A 17,685-nucleotide genomic window follows, 5' to 3' on the forward strand; every position below is an offset into this window, starting at 1 on the left:
CTGTTACTGGCGGTAACAGCAAGGGTTCCGGGTGTGGAACCCGCCACCGCAGGCCCCTCGTCAGGAAGGCGCGACCGATGAGCGCTCCCGCCCGGACCGGAAGCAAGGCCCACCTCGCGGACCGCGAGGACACCGCTCGGCGGCTGCTGAAGAGCTCGGTGACGACCTCCTACGACCCCTCGATCGACATCGACTGGGACGCCCCGCTGGTCGAGGGCAGGTACGGCATCGTCCCCGAGCGCGTGTCGCTCTACGGCACGCCGCTGTGGGACGGCCTCACCGAGGAGCAGCGGATCACGCTGTCGGTGCACGAGTTCTGCAGCGTCGCCCGGATCGGGCTGTGGTTCGAGATGATCCTCATGCAGATGCTGCTGCGCTACGCCTACGACCGCGACCCCCGTCGCGCGCACATCCAGTACGCGCTGGTCGAGATCGCCGACGAGTGCCGGCACTCGATGATGTTCGCCAAGGCCACCGAGCGCTATGGCGTGCCGGACTACGCCCCCCGCCGGCTCACCCACGAGCAGGGCCGGCTGATGAAGACCATCGGCACCGGCCCGGCGATGTTCGCCGGCACCCTGTTCGTCGAGGAGATCCTCGACCAGCTCCAGCGCGAGGGGATGCGGGACGAGCGTGTCCAGCCGCTGTCCCGGATGATCAACAAGATCCACGTGACCGAGGAGGCCCGGCACGTCCGCTACGCCCGGGAGGAGCTCCAGCGGATCATGCCGAGGACCAACCGCGCGGAACGTGTCTGGGCCCGCTACCTCACCGCGCGGATCGCGTTCGTCGTCGCCCGCAACCTCATCCATCCCGAGGTCTACCGCAGCATCGGGATCGCCCCGGCGGTCGGGCGGAAGGCGGCGCTGGCCAACCCGTACCACCACGAGATGCTGCGCTGGTCCTCGCGCAAGCTCGTGCCGTTCCTGCGCGAGCAGGGGATCGTCGGCGGCCCGACGGAGACCCTGTGGAAGCGCGCCCACCTGATCTGAGGAGGCATCCCGCGATGAGCACACGGATCGTCACCTGCGACGGGACCGGCCTGTTCGCCAGGGTCTCGGGTCCGGAGTCGGCACCGGTCACGGTGCTGCTCGCCCACGGCTGGACGCTCGACGAGCGTTGCTGGGCCCCGGTCGCCGACGCCCTCGCCGTCGGCGCGCCCGGTGCCGGCCCCGCCCCGCGGGTGATCCGCTACGACCACCGCGCGCACGGCCGCTCCGACGACACCCCCGACGAGCTCAAGACCCTCGACGTCCTCGCCGACGACATGGCCGAGGTGATCACCCGGCTCGCCCCGAGCGGCCCGCTGGTCATCGCGGGGCACTCGATGGGCGGGATGACGGCGATGGCGCTGGCCCAGCGCCACCCCGACCTCGTCGCCTCCCGGGTCGCCGGCGTCGCCCTCGTCGCGACCGCGAGTGGCGGCCTCGGTGCGGCGGCGACGCTGGGGATGACCGGGCGGCCGGCGAAGCTCTTCCTGGCCGGCAAGGACAAGGTGACTGTCAGTCCGCTGTGGACGGAGCGCCGGTCGCTGTCGACCCACCCGACCCTGCTGGGGGCCGGTCTGCAGCCGCTGCTGCTCGGCACCCGGCCGGACCGGCTCGCCGTCCGCGCGACCTGCGAGGCGATCGCCGACTGCCGTCCGACGACGATCTCCGGCTTCACCCCGACCCTCACCACTCACGAGCGCGACGAGGCGCTGGCGGCGTTCTCCTCGCTGCCGGTGGAGATCCTGGTGGGGACCCGGGACCGGCTCACGCCGCCGCGGTTCGCCCGACGGATCCACCGCAGCCTGCCGCGCGCCGAGCTGACCGTGTTCCCCGGTGCCGGGCACATGCTCCCGGTCGAGCGGGTCGGCGGGGTCACCGGCCGGATCGCCGCGCTGGTGCGCCGGGCCGCGGCGGAGCAGGTGGCCTGAGCCGCCCGCCCCGTCGTCGGCGGTGGGGCGTCAGATCTGGTCGAGGCCCTGCTTCGGGAACCCGGCGATGCCGCGCCACGCCAGCGACGCCATGAGCGCCACCGCCTCGTCCCGCGGGACCCGCTGGTCGGAGTCCAGCCAGAACTGGGCGCCGACCTGGCTCAGCCCGACGAGCCCGACGGCGAGCAGCCGCGCGCGGTCCTGGTCCAGCCCGGCGTCGGCGGTGACCGCGCCGGCGACCGCGTCGATGCAGCGGTCCAGCGCGCTCTCCACCAGCGCCGCGGCCTCCGGGTCCCCCCGCAGGTCGGACTCGAACACCAGGCGGTAGGCCTTGCCCTCGCCGGCGACGAAGTCGAAGTACGCGGCGACGGCGGCCTGCACCCGCTCCTTGTTGTGCTCGGTCCGCTCGATCGCGTTGGAGACCCGCTCGACGAGCTCCTCGGCGTAGGTCGTGAGCAGCGCCTGGTACAGCTCCAGCTTCCCGGGGAAGTGCTGGTACAGCACGGGCTTGGAGACACCCGCCCGCTCGGCGATGTCGTCCATCGCGGCGGCGTGGTAGCCCTGGTCGGCGAACACGTCGCGGGCGGCCAGCAGCAGCTGGGCGCGACGCGCGCCGCGGGACAGTCGTGCGCCCCGTGGCGTGGCGGTTCCGGTCATGGGCCCCCTACCTCTCACCGTCGTGGGATAACCCTACTAGCAGGTAACCGCGTTGACGAACGATCCGTGAACGGGTGTCGCCGCAGAAGGGTGACAACCTCTCACGATCGGCGGTGCGGTCTCCGTGCGGCGAGCCCGAGCGCACCCAGGACCGGCACGGCGGCCACCACGACCGCGGGCGTCCCCAGCACGGCGAGGACCACGCCGGCGACGGCGAGCACCACGGCCGCACGGACGTACGAGCGGGCCCGGGCCCGCGCTCGGCGGGCGATCAGCAGGGCGGCGGCCACCTCGGCGGGACCGCCACGGGCGCAGATCCTCTCCGACCCGTGCGCGGGCGCGACGACCGGGTCCGGACGCGCGGCCGGGACGTCGTCCGGGTGCTCCGCGGACCCCGGCCCGGTGCCGGTGCCGTCGGCGGCGGGCCGGCCGTCGGCGGTGGGCCAGGGGACCAGCTCGACCGCCAGGTCGGCGGCGGCCAGCGCGGCCTCGTCGGTGGTCGGGTCGCCCGCCACCGCGACCGTGCGGCCCCGTACCCGCAGCCCGGCGACGGCCGCGGCCCGTGCCGCCGGGTCCAGCCCCGGGCGGACGGCGTCGGGGTCGGCCGGGTCGAGACCGGCCGCCGCGGCGAGGGCACGGGCGGCGCCGTCGTCGTCGGGGGTGAGCAGGACCGGCGTGACCCCGGCCGCCACCAGCTCCGACACCCCCGGCCGGGCCTCGGGGTGCGGCGCCCGGGGCAGCGCGAGCACGGCGCGGGCGCACCCGTCCCAGGCGATGACCAGGACCGCCCGGCCCTCGGCGACCGCCCGCTCCCGCTCCACCGACAACGGCGGGGGCACCCGGATCCCGTGCTCGGCCAGCCAGTCCGGGCTGCCGAGCAGCACCGCGTGCGCGACGACGGTCGCGGTCGTGCCGCCGCCGTCCGGGCCGGGGTCCCGCAGCTCGGCCACCAGGCCGGACACCCCGAGGCCGGGCTGCTCGTCGGCCTCGGCGACGTCGGGCACCGGGCCGTCGACGGCCGCGGCCAGCGCCCGCGCCGCCGCGCGCAGGTCCGACCCGGGCCGCGCACCCGCGGCGACCGACGCGGCCAGCCGCAGCACCAGCGCCGGATCCTCGCCGCGGCCCGCGTGCACGGCGACCGTCCCGGGGGCGGTGCCGGTCAGCACGTCCGGCCCGGACAGCGCGACGGTGTCCACCCGGCCCACGAGCCCCGGGCCGCCGGCGGACCCGGTCCAGCCCACCGGATCGCGACGGCCGGGCCACGGCGCCGGCAGCCGCACCGCGTCGCCGCCCGCCCGGTCCGCGGCTCGCAGCGCCGCCGGCAGCGCGGCCAGCAGCGGCAGCGGGCAGGCCCCGACCAGGACCGCGATCCCGGCCGGGACCGCGGCCGGCCACGGGGTGCCGGTGCCCGCCGCGAAGGCGGTCACCGCGACCGCGATCAGCGCCGCGGGCGGGGTGAGCAGGGCGCTCCACCGGTCGGCGACTGTGCGCAGGCCCGCGCGGACCTCGTCGGCGTCCGCCCGCGTGTCCCCGCCGTGCGGGCCGGGTGGGCGCCCGGTGCGCTGCACCGCCGCCGCGACGACGGTCAGCACCGCGGCGACCCCGGGCAGCAGGACGGGCCCGGCGAGCGGGTCGGTCGGGACCAGGACCGGGCCCGCGGGCGAGACCGCCGCGACGGCCTGCACCGCCGCCGACCACCCCAGCGCGGCGAGCACCGCCGCCGCGACGCCGGTCTCGGCGGTCACCGTGCCCTCCCGCAGGCCGCGGGCGGCGACGCGCAGGCCGGGCCCGCCCGTCGTCGCGACGACGGCGAGGGCGACCAGCAGGGCCACCGCCGCGCAGCGCGGGGCCCACGCCGCGCCGGCCAGGGCGGGACCGGCGAGCGGCAGCAGCAGGGCGAGCAGGGCCGCCACCGCCCGCGCGGCGTACCGCAGGACCGGACGCAACCGCCGTCAGCTCCCCGGCGCGGTCGGGAGCGTGAACTCGCACGACCGCAGCACACCGCCGGAGCGGTAGTCGAGGAACAGCCGGTAACTGCCCGGAGCGGGGACCGACACCGCGAACGCCACCCCGGGCCCGGAGCGGTCGGTGGCGGCCGCGCCGGTGATCTCGGGGCGGACGGGGAACCGGGCCAGGTCGCCCTGGCGGACCGCGGTCATCCGGCCGAACGCACCGCCGTCGACGGGCTCGAGGTCGGTGACCGGGGTGCCGTCGCGCCCCACGGTCGCGAACAGCCGGGACTCCCCGCCGGGGACCAGGGCGCCGTCGAGGCGGACCTGCTGGTCGCTGCCCCCGCAGAGCCCCGCCCGGTTCTCGGCCGGGAAGGTGAAGGCGCCGTAGGTGCCGGGGACGTGCAGGTCGGCCCCGAGGTCGAGGTGCGGGCCGCCGGTCGGGGTGAACCCGGCGTAGAGCCGCCAGACGCCCTGGCCGGGGAACCGCACGGGTGCCCGCCACACGCCGTCGGGGCCCTGGGTGGCGCGCAGCCGCTGGTAGCCGGCGACGTCGCGGCGCAGCACGGCGACGTCCATGACCCCCGAGCCGTCGGAGGGGGTGTCGAACCGGGTCACCGGGGCGTCGTCGGAGCCGGTCACGGTGAAGGCGACCTCGGTCGGCTCGCGCCACGGGTAGACGATCCCGACCGGGGTCAGGGTGTAGCCGGCCGCGGTGGTGAGCACACCCCCCGCGCCGGTCGTCGCGTCGCCGGTGGCCAGGCCGGCGGCGAGGACACCGCCGTCGCCGCGCACGTCACCGGGGTCGGCATCGCCCGGCGCCCCGGCGGTCGGGGTCTCCGGAACGCCGCCCGCCGTGCTGCTCACCGCGCCGCCCGCCGTCCAGGCCGCGGTGAACACCAGCACCGACGCGGCGCCGAACCCGGCGAGCCGGGCCGCGGCCGATCCGCCGATCCGCCCCATGCCCACCTCCTCCGTCGCGTCGTCCACGGGGTACAACGTCCGGGGGGCCGTCACGTTGCGCTCCGTGGAGCGCCGGACGCGGACGGTGATCACAGCGAGACGGGCGTCACCCGGCACGGCGAGTGACGTGCGCGACACGTCATGCTGGTCGAATGGTCGCCGCCCGGTCGATGTCCGTTCACTCGCCCGTCACCGTGCCCGCCCCGGTGTCGGCGCCGGGTGTCGAGACGTCCCCGGGTGCCTCGGCGGAACGCCCGCCGTGGCCGGGCCGCGCGGTCACCTCCGGCGGGGTCACCCTGCACGTGCGCGAGACCCCCGGCTCCGCCGACGCCGATGCCGTCTACGTCCACGGTCTCGCCGGGTCGGCCACGAACTGGACCGACCTCGCCGGGCTCCTCGCGCCGCGGGCCGCCGGCCTGTCGGTCGACCTGCCCGGGTTCGGGCTGTCCGAGCCGACCGCCGTCGCCGACTTCGGGCCGGACGGCATGGCGGACGCGCTGCTGTGCTGGCTGGCCGGGCGCGACCGCCCGGTGCACCTGGTCGGCAACTCCCTCGGCGGCGTGATCGCGACGACGGTGGCGGCCCGCCGTCCCGAACTCGTCCGCAGCCTCACCCTGGTCTCGCCCGCGGTACCGGACCGGCGCCCCGACCCGCGACGGCTGTCGGACCCGCGGATGGCGCTGGCCATGGTGCCGCTGCTCGGGCGCCGCGCGCGCCGCGCGCTGGCGCAGGAGCCGCTGCGTGCCAGGGCCGAGCGGATCGTGAAGGTCTGCTTCGCCGACCCGCAGCGTGGCTCCACCCGCCGGCTCGAGGAGCTGATCTCCGAGCACGAGCACCGCGCGACGCTGCCCTGGGCCGGCGCGGCGACCGACGGCGCCACCCGCGGTCTCCTCGGGCTGTGGGCCGGGCGCGAGATCTGGCGCCGGATGGCCCGGGTGCGGGTGCCGTCGCTGGTGGTGTGGGGGGAGCAGGACCGCATCGTGTCCCCGCGGCTGGCCGCGCGGACGGCCGCCACGCTGCCCGGGGCGCGGCTGCTGGTGCTGCCCCGCGCCGGGCACGTCGCGCAGATCGAGCGACCCGCGGCGGTGGCTGACGCCGTCGCCGCGCTGTGGGACGCGGTGCCGGTCGGAGCCGGTGCGGGAAGATGACGCGCACGTGGCGCGTTGAGACGCCCTGAGACCCGCACGCAACCCGCGAGGAGTGGACGAGATGGCGCTACCGCCACTGGTGGAGCCGGCAGCCGAGCTCACCAAGGAGGAGGTGGAGCGGTACAGCCGCCACCTCATCATTCCCGACGTCGGGATGGACGGGCAGAAGCGCCTGAAGAACGCGAAGGTGCTGGTCGTCGGCGCGGGCGGCCTCGGCTCGCCCGCTCTGCTGTACCTGGCCGCCGCCGGTGTCGGGACCCTCGGCATCGTCGAGTTCGATGTCGTCGACGAGTCGAACCTGCAGCGTCAGGTCATCCACGGGCAGTCCGACGTGGGCCGCCCGAAGGCCGAGTCGGCCCGCGACTCGATCCGCGAGGTCAACCCCTTCGTCGACGTCCGCCTGCACAACGAGCGCCTCACCAGCGAGAACGTGCTGGACGTCTTCCGGGACTACGACCTGATCCTGGACGGCACCGACAACTTCGCCACCCGGTACCTGGTGAACGACGCCGCGGTACTGCTCGGCAAGCCCTACGTCTGGGGCTCGATCTTCCGTTTCGAGGGCCAGGCCTCGGTCTTCTGGGAGGACGCTCCGAACGGGCAGGGCCTGAACTACCGCGACCTCTACCCCGAGCCGCCGCCGCCCGGGATGGTCCCGTCCTGCGCCGAGGGCGGTGTGCTGGGCGTGCTCTGCGCCTCGATCGGCTCGATCATGGTCAACGAGGCGATCAAGCTGCTCACCGGCATCGGTGAGCCGCTGCTCGGCCGCCTGGTGATCTACGACGCGCTGGAGACCACCTGGCGTCAGGTGAAGATCCGCAAGGACCCGGAGACACCGAAGATCACCGAGCTGATCGACTACGACGCGTTCTGCGGCACCGTGACGCAGGAGGCCCAGGACGCGGCCGCCGGCAGCACGATCACCGTCGGCGAGCTCAAGCAGATGATCGACTCGGGCAAGGACTTCCAGCTCATCGACGTCCGCGAGCCGCACGAGTACGAGATCGTGCGGATCCCGGGCTCGGTCCTGATCCCGAAGGACCGGATCCTGTCCGGTGCCGCGCTCTCGGAGATCGCCCAGGACAAGCCGGTCGTGCTGCACTGCAAGTCCGGCGGCCGGTCCGCCGAGGCCCTCGCCGCGCTGCACAAGGCCGGGTTCCGCGACGCCGTCCACGTCGGCGGCGGGGTGCTGTCCTGGGTCAAGCAGATCGACCCGTCGCAGCCCACCTGCTGACCACGGTCCGACCCGCTCCGCACTACACCGACGGCCGCCGTCACCGGTACACCCGGGACGGCGGCCGTCGTGGTTCCCGATGTGGCACAGGGTGACCGCTCATCGATCGCACGCGACCGTCCGAGTGAACATGGCCCGTTCGACCCTGCTGTTCGCCCGTTGGGCGAAACATTCCCGCCGATCGCCGCGACATGGGGATGCACGCGATCGCCAGGATCGGGAGGACGCTCGGTGGACCACTCGTTGCGCACATGCGCCCTACAGGGGTGCGACGCACCGTTGGAGCCCACCGGAGACGTGTCCGGAGACCGCCCACAGCGGCGCTACTGCTCGGCCGCCCACCGGCTGGCGGCCCGCCAGGCCCGCCGGGCCGCGGCGCAGGCGGCGGGGGACCAGCAGCTCGCCGAGACGCTGCCGTGGCTGCGCGAGCCCGAGGCCGTCGAGGTCGACGAGCCCGCGGTGCCCGCCCAGCGGACGTCGACCCGGCTCGCCGCGGCGAGCCCGGCCGCGTCGTCGGGCCCGGACCGCCCCGGACCGTTGCGGGTCCCGCGCAGCCCGCTGCGGCACCGGCGCACCCTGGCCCTCATCGGCGCGACGGCCGTGCTCCTCGGCGGATACGCGCTGGCGACCTCGCCGTCGGTGACCGGGACCCCGGTGCCGCAGGACCGCACGGCCGACCAGTGGGCCGGACAGGCCCGGATCGCACTGGCGGCCCTCGACGACAAGCTCGGGACCCTCAACGCGAGCGAACGGACCTGGCAGGCGTCCGCGCACGAGACGGAGCGCACCCCGGTCGCGGTCGCCAAGCTGCAGCAGCAGCGCGACACCCTGCTCCAGCAGCGTGCCGCCCTGCAGTCCCAGCTGCAGGTCTACAGCTCCCGGCAGGACGCCGTGGACGCGCTGGCCGCCGCCGAGCAGCAGCTCGCCGAGATGGACCGGATCGTCGCCGCCCTGCCGCCCGCCACCCGTCGGACCCCCGACCAGATGGCCGCGGCCGCGTCGCTCGAGGAGCAGCGTGACCTGCGTGCCCGCAACCGCGACGCCTGTGCGGAGCGGCTGGCCGCCATCGACGACGGCATCGACCGGGCCCGCACCGCCCCCCTGCCCGGTGACGGCGACGAGACCGAGAAGGTCTCCGACGACGTGCTGGCCCTCGCCCGCGGCGAGGACCCCGCGCCCCCGGAGCCGTCCGGCGTGCGCCGCAACCCCGAGGTCCTGGCCGGTGGCCGGGAGACCGGCGGGGACCGCGAGCGCGCCGACGTCGGTACCGCCGGGCCGCCCGACCCGCGGGGCCCGCTGGACGAGACCCGGCCGCGCGCCGAGGGGCCGGAGGGTGCCTCGGCCCGTGGCCCGGGCAGCGCAGCCGGCCGGGACGCGGGGCCGGGGGAGAAGCTGGGCGGTGCCGTGTCCCGTGCCGCCGACGGCGTCGCCAACCTGGCCGGCGGCGCGCCGAGCCCCGGGGAGGGCGCTGGTTCGGGCGCTGGTTCCGGTGCCGGTTCCGACGCGGGGAAGAAGGCGAACCGGGCCGAGGTCGCACCGGCGTCGTCCGACGGTCCGGTGAAGAAGCTCGGCGACGGCGTCGGCGCCGCCGCACGGGGTGTCGGGGATGCCGCCGAGTCGGTGGGCAAGGGCGTCGACGACGTCGCGAGCGGGCTGACCGGGAAGAAGCCCAGCGGCCCCGGGGCCGGCGCCCGCTCCGGCGGCGACTCCGCTTCCGGTTCCTCCGACGACGCCCCCCGCCCGTCCACCCCTGCTCCGCCGGAGGAACCCGCCGCGCCCGCGGCCGCCTCGCCGGAGACCACCCTGCGCGCGCCCAGCGCGCCCGTGCTCAGCGCGCCCTCGTCGGTCGCGCCGTCGGAGGGGGCCGGCACGGAGCGGTCCGGCTCGGGGGCGCAGGGGGCCGGCGGCAGCGGCGGCTCCGGCGGCTCCGGCGGCATCGTCACCGCCGTGGCCGGGCCCTATGTCGAGTCCGCCCTGGGACCGGAGGCGGCCGCGCCGGTGCTGGCGGAGGCCGACCGGCAGGCGGCCGAGCAGATGGCCGAGCGCACCGGGTCCTCCGGTTCGCGCTCCGGCGGCGGGTCGGAGGGGTCCGGCTCCAGCCAGTCCTCGCGCAGCTCGTCTGACGGCTCCTCGGACGGTTCCGGCTCGCGGTCGTCCGCCTCGCAGTCCTCCGACCGGGGTTCCGACCAGGGGTCGTCGGGCTCGCGGTCGTCCCGGTCGTCGGACTCGGGCTCGTCGGGGCCCGGCTCGTCGGGGTCACGGTCGTCGGACTCCGGCTCGTCGGACTCCGGGTCCTCGGGGTCGCGGTCGTCCGGCTCCTCCTCGTCCTCGTCGGACTCGAGGTCGTGGGACTCGTCGTCGGATTCGGGTTCGTCGGATTCGGGTTCGTCGCGGGGCGAGTCCTCGCGGAGCAGCGGCTCGGACGACTCCCGCTCCTCCTCGTCGTCCTCCTCGGACTCGGACTCGGGGTCGCGGTCGTCGGGCTCGGACTCGGGATCCAGCTCGGACTCGGACTCCGGGTCGGGTTCCGGCGGCGGCAGCTCCTGGTAGTGGGGTGTCTCCCGTGGCCGGCTCCGCACGGAGCCGGCCACGCTGCTCGTGCGTGCGGGAGCCCCGATCGGCCAGCCGTTCACCCGATCGGTCGTGGCGCGACGCGCGGTTCGGGCGTGGCGTGACGAACGTGAGCCGGTGGCGCGGGTACCGTCCCCGCTGTGACCGCTGCCCGCACGCTCGCCACCGCGCCGGCCGCGAGCGTCCTGCCCGAGCACGTCCGCACCGCCTTCGGGGTGCGTGAGACGTCCCCCCGTCCCGTCGTGTGGGCGGGCCAGCGGGCCTGGCAGTGCGGGGAGGTGCTGCTGCGGCCGGTGTCCGACCACGTCGTCGCCGCCTGGTCGGCGACGGTCCTGGAGAACCTCGAGGTCGACGGTGTCCGCCTCGCCCGCCCCGTCCGCAGCTCGGACGGCCGGTGGGTCGTGGGCGGCTGGGCCGCGTCCCGGCACGTGCCCGGCGTCCCCGAGCCCCGGCACGACGAGGTCGTCGCCGCCTCGCTGCGGCTGCACGCCGCCACCGCGACCGTGCTGCGCCCGCGCCTGCTCGACGACCGCGACGACCTGTTGTCCCGGTCCGCCGCCGCCGCGTTCGGCGAGCGTCGGCTGGATCTGCACCCCGAGACCGGCGGCCGGCTGTTCGCCGAGCTCGCCGCGCACCGCCGCACGATCCGGCTGACCCCGCAGGTCGTGCACGGCGAGCTGTTCGGCGCCATGCTGTTCGACCCGACGGGGCGGCCCGCGGTACTCGACCTCGTGCCGTTCTGGCGGCCCGCGGAGTGGGCGGCGGCGGTCGTCGTCGTCGACGCGGTGGCCTGGGGCGGCGCCGACGAGGAGCTGGTCGAGCGCTGGTCGGAGCTGCCCGAGTGGCCGCAGTCGCTGCTGCGCGCGGTGCTCTACCGGCTGGCCCTGCACGCCCAGCACCCGGACGCGACGGCCGAGTCGCTGGCCGGGATCGAGCGGGTCGCGAGCCTGGTCAGCCGCCGGCTCTGAGGTGTCCGCTCCCGGCACGCTGCTGCTCACCGGAGCCGCGGGGAACATGGGGACGCTGCTGCGTCCCCGGCTGGCCCGCGACGGCCGGACCCTGCGCCTGTTCGACACCGCGGAGCTGCAGGCCGGACCCGGCGAGCAGGTCCGCACCGGCTCGGTGACCGACCGGGACGCGGTCGCGGCCGCGACCGACGGGGCCGACGCCGTCGTCCATCTCGCCGGGATCAGCGGTGAGGCGGGCTGGGACGACATCCTGGCCGTCAACGTCGAGGGGACCCGCGCCGTGCTCGACGCGGCGGTCGCCGCGGGGGTGCGGACCGTCGTGCTCGCCTCCAGCAACCACGCCGTGGGCTTCCGCACCCGCGACGACGGCGTCCCGCTGCCGGCGACCGTCGGGCACGCCCCGGACACCTACTACGGCTGGTCCAAGCACGCGATGGAGGGGCTGGGCAGGCTCTACCACGAGCGGTTCGGCCTGACCGTGGTCTCCGCGCGGATCGGCAGCTGCTTCCCGCGGCCGTCGAACGCCCGGATGCTCGCGACCTGGCTGTCCCCGGCCGACGCCGCCCGCCTGGTCGAGGCGGCGGTCGACCCGGGCACCCGAGGGCACCACGTCGTGTGGGGCGTGTCGGCCAACACCCGTCGCTGGTGGTCGATCGAGGAGGGCGCCGCGATCGGCTACCACCCGCGCGACGACGCCGAGGTCCACGCCGCGGACCTGCTCGACGGTCTCCCGCCGGACCCGGCCGACCCGGTGCACCACCGGGTGGGCGGCGCGTTCTGCGACGCCCCGCTCGGCGTCCCGATGCGCTGAGGCGGCTCACAGCCGTCGCGGCTCCCGTGTGAGATAAGCGTTGCGGGGGTGTCACGTGAGGCCACCCGTCGGAAACTGTGGCTCCCTAGCGTCGTCGACGACGTGACCGCCGGCGATCAGGAGACCGATCCGTGACCACCACCTCCACCCCGGGGCGCCGCATCGGCGGCCGTTGGATCGACCACTGGGACCCCGAGGACGAGGGATTCTGGCAGCGGACCGGCTCGGCCATCGCCCGTCGCAACCTCTGGCAGTCGATCTTCTCCGAGCACATCGGCTTCTCGATCTGGACGATCTGGTCGGTCCTCGTGCTGTTCATGGGGCCGGAGTACGGGTTCACCGCGGCGCAGAAGTTCTTCCTGGTCGCGGTGCCGACGCTGGTCGGGTCGATCCTGCGGCTGCCCTACACCTTCGCCGTCGCCCGCTTCGGCGGCCGCAACTGGACGATCTTCGCGGCGTCGCTGCTGATCGTGCCCACGATCCTGGCGATGGTGGTGCTGGAACCGGGCGTGTCGTACACGACGCTGCTGGTCGTCGCCGCGGTCGCCGGTGTCGGCGGCGGGAACTTCGCGTCCTCGATGGTGAACATCAACGCGTTCTTCCCGGAGAAGGAGAAGGGCTGGGCGCTGGGCCTCAACGCGGGCGGCGGAAACCTCGGCGTGCCGGTCGCGCAGCTGCTCGGCCTGCTCGTCATCGCCACCCTCGGTGCGGGCTACCCGCGGGTGCTGCTCGCGATCTACCTGCCGTTCATCGTCATCTCGGCGTTCCTCGCCTGGAAGCGGATGGACAACATCGCCGCGATGTCCAACGACACCGGCGCCTTCACCGAGGCCTGCCGCGACCGCCAGACCTGGATCATGTCGTTCCTCTACATCGGGACGTTCGGGTCGTTCATCGGCTACTCGTTCGCCTTCGGCCTGGTCCTGCAGAACCAGTTCGACCGGACGCCGCTGCAGGCCGCCGCGGTCACCTTCATCGGCCCGCTCATCGGGTCGCTGATCCGGCCCTACGGCGGAAAGCTCGCCGACCGGTTCGGCGGCGCCGTGGTCACCCTGTGGAACTTCGTCGGCATGGCCGTCGCCACCCTGGTGATCATCTTCGCCTCGGGGATCGAGTCGCTGACGCTGTTCACCATCGGCTTCATCGCCCTGTTCACGCTGTCCGGTGTCGGCAACGGGTCGACCTACAAGATGATCCCGGCGATCTTCACCGGCCGGGCCCGCGTCGCGATCGCCGGGGGCGCGGACCGCGAGACCTCCTTCAACACCGCGCGACGGCTGTCCGGCGCCGTCATCGGCATCGCCGGCGCGGTCGGCGCGCTGGGCGGGCTGTTCATCAACCTCGCCTTCCGCCAGTCGTTCATGACGGTCCAGTCCGGCACGCCCGCGTTCTGGAGCTTCCTGGTCTTCTACGTCCTGTGCATCGGCGTCACCTGGGCCGTCTACCTGCGGCCGCGCCCCGCCCTGGTCGGGAGCACCGACGCCGCCGCGATGGCCCGGGTCTGAACCGTGGGTCCGGACGACCGGACCGCCACCCACTGCCCGTACTGCGCCCTGCAGTGCGGGCAGTGGGTCGGCCCGTCCGGCGAGGTCGACGCCCGTGAGTTCCCGACGAACGCCGGGGGCATGTGCCAGAAGGGCTGGACCTCCGGCGCTCTGCTCACCCATCCGCAACGCCTGACGTCGCCGCTGGTCAGAGCCTCGCGCGACACCGGTTTCGTCGAGACCGGCTGGGACGACGCCCTGGCCGGCGTCGCCGCGAGGCTCGCCGCGCTGCGTGCCGAGCACGGGCCGGACTCGGTCGCGGTCTTCGGCGCGGGTGGGCTGACCAACGAGAAGGCCTACCTGCTCGGCAAGTTCGCCCGGGTCGCGCTGGGCACCAGTCAGATCGACTACAACGGCCGGTTCTGCATGTCCTCGGCCGCCGCCGCGGGCAACCGGGCCTTCGGCGTCGACCGTGGGCTGCCGTTCCCGGTCACCGACCTCGACGACGCCGAGCTGGTCGTCCTCGCCGGGGCGAACGTCGCCGAGACCATGCCGCCGCTGATGTCGCACCTGACCGCGGCGCGACTGGTCGTCGTCGACCCGCGGCGCACCCCGACCGCGGAGCGCGCGCTCGCCTCCGGGGGGCTGCACCTGGCGCCGCGTCCGGGCACCGATCTGGTCCTGGCGCTGGGGATGCTGCACGCCGCCGTCGTCGACGGGCACCTCGATCTGTCCTACATGGACGAACGCACGACCGGCTTCGACGACGTCTGGGCGATCGCCTCGCAGTGGTGGCCCGAGCGCGCGGAGCGGGTCTGCGGGGTCGCCGCCACCGACATGCGCACCGTCGTGCGGTGGCTCGCGGAGTCCACCCGGCGCTACGTGCTCACCGCGCGCGGTGCCGAGCAGCACGCGCACGGCGTCGACACCGTCGCGGCGTGGATCAACCTGTCGCTGGCGCTCGGCCTGCCCGGCCGCCCCGGCTCCGGGTTCGGGACGATCACCGGGCAGGGCAACGGCCAGGGCGGGCGCGAGCACGGCCAGAAGTCCGACCAGCTGCCCGGCTACCGGCACATCACCGACCCGGCCGCCCGCGCGCACGTCGCGCAGGTGTGGGGGGTGCCGGAGACCTCGATCCCCGGGCCCGGCCGCAGCGCCGTCGAGCTCCTCGACGCCCTCGGCCGCCCCGGCGGTCCGCGTGCGCTGCTGGTGTTCGGCTCGAACGTGCTCGTCTCCGCGCCCGACGCCCGCGCCGTCGCCGAGCGGCTCGACGCGCTGGACCTGCTCGTCGTCGCCGACGTGCTGCCCGGTGAGACCGCGATGCGCGCCGACGTCCTGCTCCCGGTCGCCCAGTGGGCCGAGGAGGAGGGGACCATGACGAACCTGGAGGGACGGGTGCTGCGCCGCCGTCGTGCGCTCGCCCCGCCGCCCGGGGTGCGCACCGACCTGGAGGTGATCGCCGGGCTGGCCGCGGCCCTCGACGCGCCGGGGGATTTCCCCGCCGACCCGCGGACCGTGTTCGACGAGCTGCGGCGCGCCTCGGCCGGTGGGATCGCCGACTACGCGGGCGTGTCCTACGACCGGCTCGACGCGGGCGAGGCGCTGCACTGGCCGGTCCCCGCCGACGACCATCCCGGCACCCCGCGGCTGTTCACCGAGCGTTTCGGCCACCCCGACGGACGTGCCCGGATGCTGCCGGTCGACCACGTCGAACCGGACGAGGGTGTCGACGACGGGTTCCCGCTGACCGTGACGACCGGCCGGGTGCTGGTGCACTACCAGTCCGGTGCGCAGACCCGCCGGGTCGCCGAGCTCGCGGAGGTGTCGCCGGAGGTGTTCGTCGAGGTGCACCCGGACACCGCCGCCCGGCACGGTCTCGGCGACGGCGACCTGGCCGACGTCGTGTCCCGCCGCGGGACGACGACGGCGCGCGTCCGCTGCGTCGCCACGCTGCGCCCGGACACGGTGTTCCTGCCCTTCCACTTCGGCGGCGTGGGGGCGGCGAACAACGTCACCAACCCGGCCCTGGACCCGGTGAGCCGGATGCCGGAGTTCAAGGTGGCCGCGGTGCGGCTGGAACCCGCCGGGACCGGGCGGGACACCACCGTCGGAGCCGCCGGAGCCGCTGACACCGCCGGAGTCGCGACCGACGGCCTGGCCCCGGCGCTCACGGTGGGGGCCGGAACGGCCGCCCGAGCGAGCCGGTCCGCGCGCTGATCCGTCGTTCGCGCGCGTCCGGACGCGCGCGGGCCGTGGATCACCGCGCGAACCGTGGATCACCGCGCGGGCCGGGGATCACCCATGGCGGGTGGTCCCCGCGGTGGCCGGACCCCTGGTGGCCGCGGCACCTGGCACGGGCTCCGCCGCACCTCGCACGCCCTCGGCCCGCCTCGTCGGTCCCGGCACGGGCGCCGAGGTGGGCGGAACCCGTGCGGGGTCCCGGCTCACGGTCTGCGCCCGCCGAGAATGAGGACCTCGTAACGCCCGTGCAATGGCGGGCGTTCCCCTCGTAACCCCCCGTTCCTACCGTCGATGGCATGAGCAGGCGCGTGGTGGTGATCGGGCACGGCATGGTGGGTGCCCGTTTCGTGGAGGAGGTCCGCCGGCGCGACCCCGACGGCGAGCGGGTGTCGCTCACCGTCCTCGGCGCGGAGTCCCGCCCTGCGTACAACCGGGTGCTGCTGTCCACCGTGCTCGCCGGCGGGCTGCGACCCGCCATGGTCGCGCTCCCCGTCGTCGACGGCATCGACCTGCACACCGGTGTCGCGGCGACCGGGATCGACCGGGCCGCGCGCGTCGTCCGCGCCGCCGACGGCACCACCCACCCCTACGACGAACTGGTCCTCGCCACCGGCTGCCGGGCCTGGCTCCCGCCGGTCGACGGCCTCGCCGACGCGGTCGACCGTGACGTGCCCACCCGCGGTGTGAGCCTGTTCCGCGATCTCGACGACTGCGAGCGCATCCTCGACGCGGCGGTGCCGGGCGCGCGGATCGCCGTCGTCGGGGGCGGGCTGCTCGGGGTCGAGGCCGCCCGCGGGCTCGCCGGACGCGGCGTCGCCGTCACCCTGGTGCACCCGCGCACCCACCTGATGGAGCGCCAGCTCGACCCGGGCGCCGGAGACGTGCTCGCGACCGCGCTGCGCGGGCTCGGCGTCGACGTCCGCTGCGGGGTCGGGGCCAAGGCCTGGGATCCCGACACCGGCCTGGACTGCGACGACGGCTCCCGGGTCGCCGCGGACCACGTCGTCGTCGCCGCCGGGGTGCGCGCGAACGCCGGGCTGGCCGCCGACGCCGGGCTCGCGGTCGACCGCGGGATCCTCGTCGACGACCGCCTCGCCACCGACGACGGCCGGGTGCACGCCGTCGGCGACTGTGCCCAGCACGCCAGTGCCCCGGGCGGGCTCGTGCAGTCCGGCTGGGAGCAGGCCGCCGTCCTCGCCGACCTGCTGACCGGCACCGACCCGGCAGCGCGCTACCGCGGCACCCGCCCGGTCACCCGGCTCAAGGCCCGCGGCATAGACCTCGCCGCCCTCGGCGACCCCACCGCGGGCGACGAGGAGCTGCGTGTCTCCGACCCACGCCGCGGCCGCTACGGCGTGCTCGCGCTGCGCGACGACCGCGTCGTCGGGGCCGTCCTCATGGGGCTCCCCGACGCCGCGGCCATGATCACCGAGCTGTACGACTCCGGCGCCCCGGCCCCCGAGGACCGGCTCGCGCTGCTGCTCGGCCGGGCCTTGCCGGGGGAGGCGTCCTCCGCCACCGACCCCGTCCGCATGCCGGGCACCGCCGTGGTCTGCCGCTGCAACAGCGTCACCAAGAACACCCTGGTCAGCGCCTGGCGCGCGGGCGCCCACGACGTCGACGCGCTCTCGCGGCGCACCCGGGCCGCCACCGGCTGCGGGAGCTGCCGCGACGTCGTCTGCGGGATCCGGGATTGGCTGGCCGACATCGACCCGCCGCAGGAGAGTGCGGCATGAAGGAG

13 protein-coding genes are annotated in these 17,685 nt (G+C 75.6%); 10 read left to right on the forward strand and 3 right to left on the reverse strand.

Annotation, left to right across the window (positions count from 1 at the left end):
* The first annotated feature begins 77 nt into the window (after positions 1-77).
* Positions 78-992 carry a diiron oxygenase gene (locus Ae331Ps2_RS15225; RefSeq protein WP_075308143.1) on the forward strand — a complete coding sequence of 305 codons (915 nt, stop codon included), beginning with the start codon at positions 78-80 and terminating at the stop codon, positions 990-992.
* 14 nt (positions 993-1,006) lie between these two features.
* A complete protein-coding gene (locus Ae331Ps2_RS15230; protein ID WP_075308141.1) occupies positions 1,007-1,918 on the forward strand; it encodes an alpha/beta fold hydrolase in 912 nt (303 codons plus the stop codon).
* A 30-nt stretch (positions 1,919-1,948) separates the two neighbouring features.
* On the opposite strand, the gene Ae331Ps2_RS15235 is transcribed toward Ae331Ps2_RS15230, so the two are convergent.
* From Ae331Ps2_RS15235 to Ae331Ps2_RS15245, 3 genes are all read right to left on the reverse strand, one after another.
* Positions 1,949-2,575 carry a TetR/AcrR family transcriptional regulator gene (locus Ae331Ps2_RS15235; protein ID WP_020625908.1) on the reverse strand — a complete coding sequence of 209 codons (627 nt, stop codon included), beginning with the start codon at positions 2,573-2,575 and terminating at the stop codon, positions 1,949-1,951.
* A gap of 101 nt (positions 2,576-2,676) precedes the next feature.
* Positions 2,677-4,521 (reverse strand): HAD family hydrolase, encoded by a 1,845-nt coding sequence (locus Ae331Ps2_RS15240; RefSeq protein ID WP_075308139.1) that lies wholly within the window; start codon positions 4,519-4,521, stop codon positions 2,677-2,679.
* Positions 4,522-4,527: 6 nt separating this feature from the next.
* A complete protein-coding gene (locus Ae331Ps2_RS15245) occupies positions 4,528-5,514 on the reverse strand; it encodes a hypothetical protein (protein ID WP_139318805.1) in 987 nt (328 codons plus the stop codon).
* A 125-nt stretch (positions 5,515-5,639) separates the two neighbouring features.
* On the opposite strand from Ae331Ps2_RS15245, the gene Ae331Ps2_RS15250 reads away from it, so the two are divergent.
* From Ae331Ps2_RS15250 to Ae331Ps2_RS15285, 8 genes are all read left to right on the forward strand, one after another.
* Entirely contained in the window at positions 5,640-6,635 is a 996-nt protein-coding gene (locus Ae331Ps2_RS15250; protein WP_075308137.1) for an alpha/beta fold hydrolase, read from the forward strand.
* 61 nt (positions 6,636-6,696) lie between these two features.
* Positions 6,697-7,869, forward strand: coding sequence for an adenylyltransferase/sulfurtransferase MoeZ (gene moeZ / locus Ae331Ps2_RS15255; RefSeq protein WP_075308135.1), 1,173 nt, complete (start codon positions 6,697-6,699; stop codon positions 7,867-7,869).
* A gap of 297 nt (positions 7,870-8,166) precedes the next feature.
* The gene (locus Ae331Ps2_RS32075) at positions 8,167-10,419 is read left to right on the forward strand and encodes a hypothetical protein (protein ID WP_075308133.1); all 2,253 of its coding nucleotides are present in this window, start codon (positions 8,167-8,169) and stop codon (positions 10,417-10,419) included.
* 161 nt (positions 10,420-10,580) lie between these two features.
* Complete coding sequence (locus tag Ae331Ps2_RS15265; RefSeq protein ID WP_020623762.1) at positions 10,581-11,408, forward strand: TIGR02569 family protein; 828 nt, start codon at positions 10,581-10,583, stop codon at positions 11,406-11,408.
* 1 nt (position 11,409) lies between these two features.
* Positions 11,410-12,219 carry an NAD(P)-dependent oxidoreductase gene (locus tag Ae331Ps2_RS15270; RefSeq protein WP_254864907.1) on the forward strand — a complete coding sequence of 270 codons (810 nt, stop codon included), beginning with the start codon at positions 11,410-11,412 and terminating at the stop codon, positions 12,217-12,219.
* Between the two features lie 131 nt (positions 12,220-12,350).
* Positions 12,351-13,724: a NarK/NasA family nitrate transporter gene (locus Ae331Ps2_RS15275; protein ID WP_083695589.1), complete on the forward strand. Its 1,374-nt coding sequence runs from the start codon at positions 12,351-12,353 to the stop codon at positions 13,722-13,724.
* Between the two features lie 3 nt (positions 13,725-13,727).
* The gene (locus tag Ae331Ps2_RS15280) at positions 13,728-15,920 is read left to right on the forward strand and encodes a molybdopterin oxidoreductase family protein (RefSeq protein ID WP_083695591.1); all 2,193 of its coding nucleotides are present in this window, start codon (positions 13,728-13,730) and stop codon (positions 15,918-15,920) included.
* Between the two features lie 320 nt (positions 15,921-16,240).
* Positions 16,241-17,680, forward strand: a complete 1,440-nt coding sequence (locus Ae331Ps2_RS15285) for an FAD-dependent oxidoreductase (RefSeq protein ID WP_075308131.1) — start codon at positions 16,241-16,243, stop codon at positions 17,678-17,680.
* Positions 17,681-17,685: the final 5 nt, after the last annotated feature.

It is taken from the genome of Pseudonocardia sp. Ae331_Ps2 (assembly GCF_001932405.1).
Lineage (GTDB): Bacteria > Actinomycetota > Actinomycetes > Mycobacteriales > Pseudonocardiaceae > Pseudonocardia.

Coding starts and splice junctions, on each gene's coding strand:
- Ae331Ps2_RS15225 (WP_075308143.1), top strand. CDS start 78: ATGAGCGCTCCCGCCCGGACCGGAAGCAAGGCCCACCTCGCGGACCGC.
- Ae331Ps2_RS15230 (WP_075308141.1), top strand. CDS start 1,007: ATGAGCACACGGATCGTCACCTGCGACGGGACCGGCCTGTTCGCCAGG.
- Ae331Ps2_RS15235 (WP_020625908.1), bottom strand. CDS start 2,575: ATGACCGGAACCGCCACGCCACGGGGCGCACGACTGTCCCGCGGCGCG.
- Ae331Ps2_RS15250 (WP_075308137.1), top strand. CDS start 5,640: ATGGTCGCCGCCCGGTCGATGTCCGTTCACTCGCCCGTCACCGTGCCC.
- moeZ (WP_075308135.1), top strand. CDS start 6,697: ATGGCGCTACCGCCACTGGTGGAGCCGGCAGCCGAGCTCACCAAGGAG.
- Ae331Ps2_RS15285 (WP_075308131.1), top strand. CDS start 16,241: ATGAGCAGGCGCGTGGTGGTGATCGGGCACGGCATGGTGGGTGCCCGT.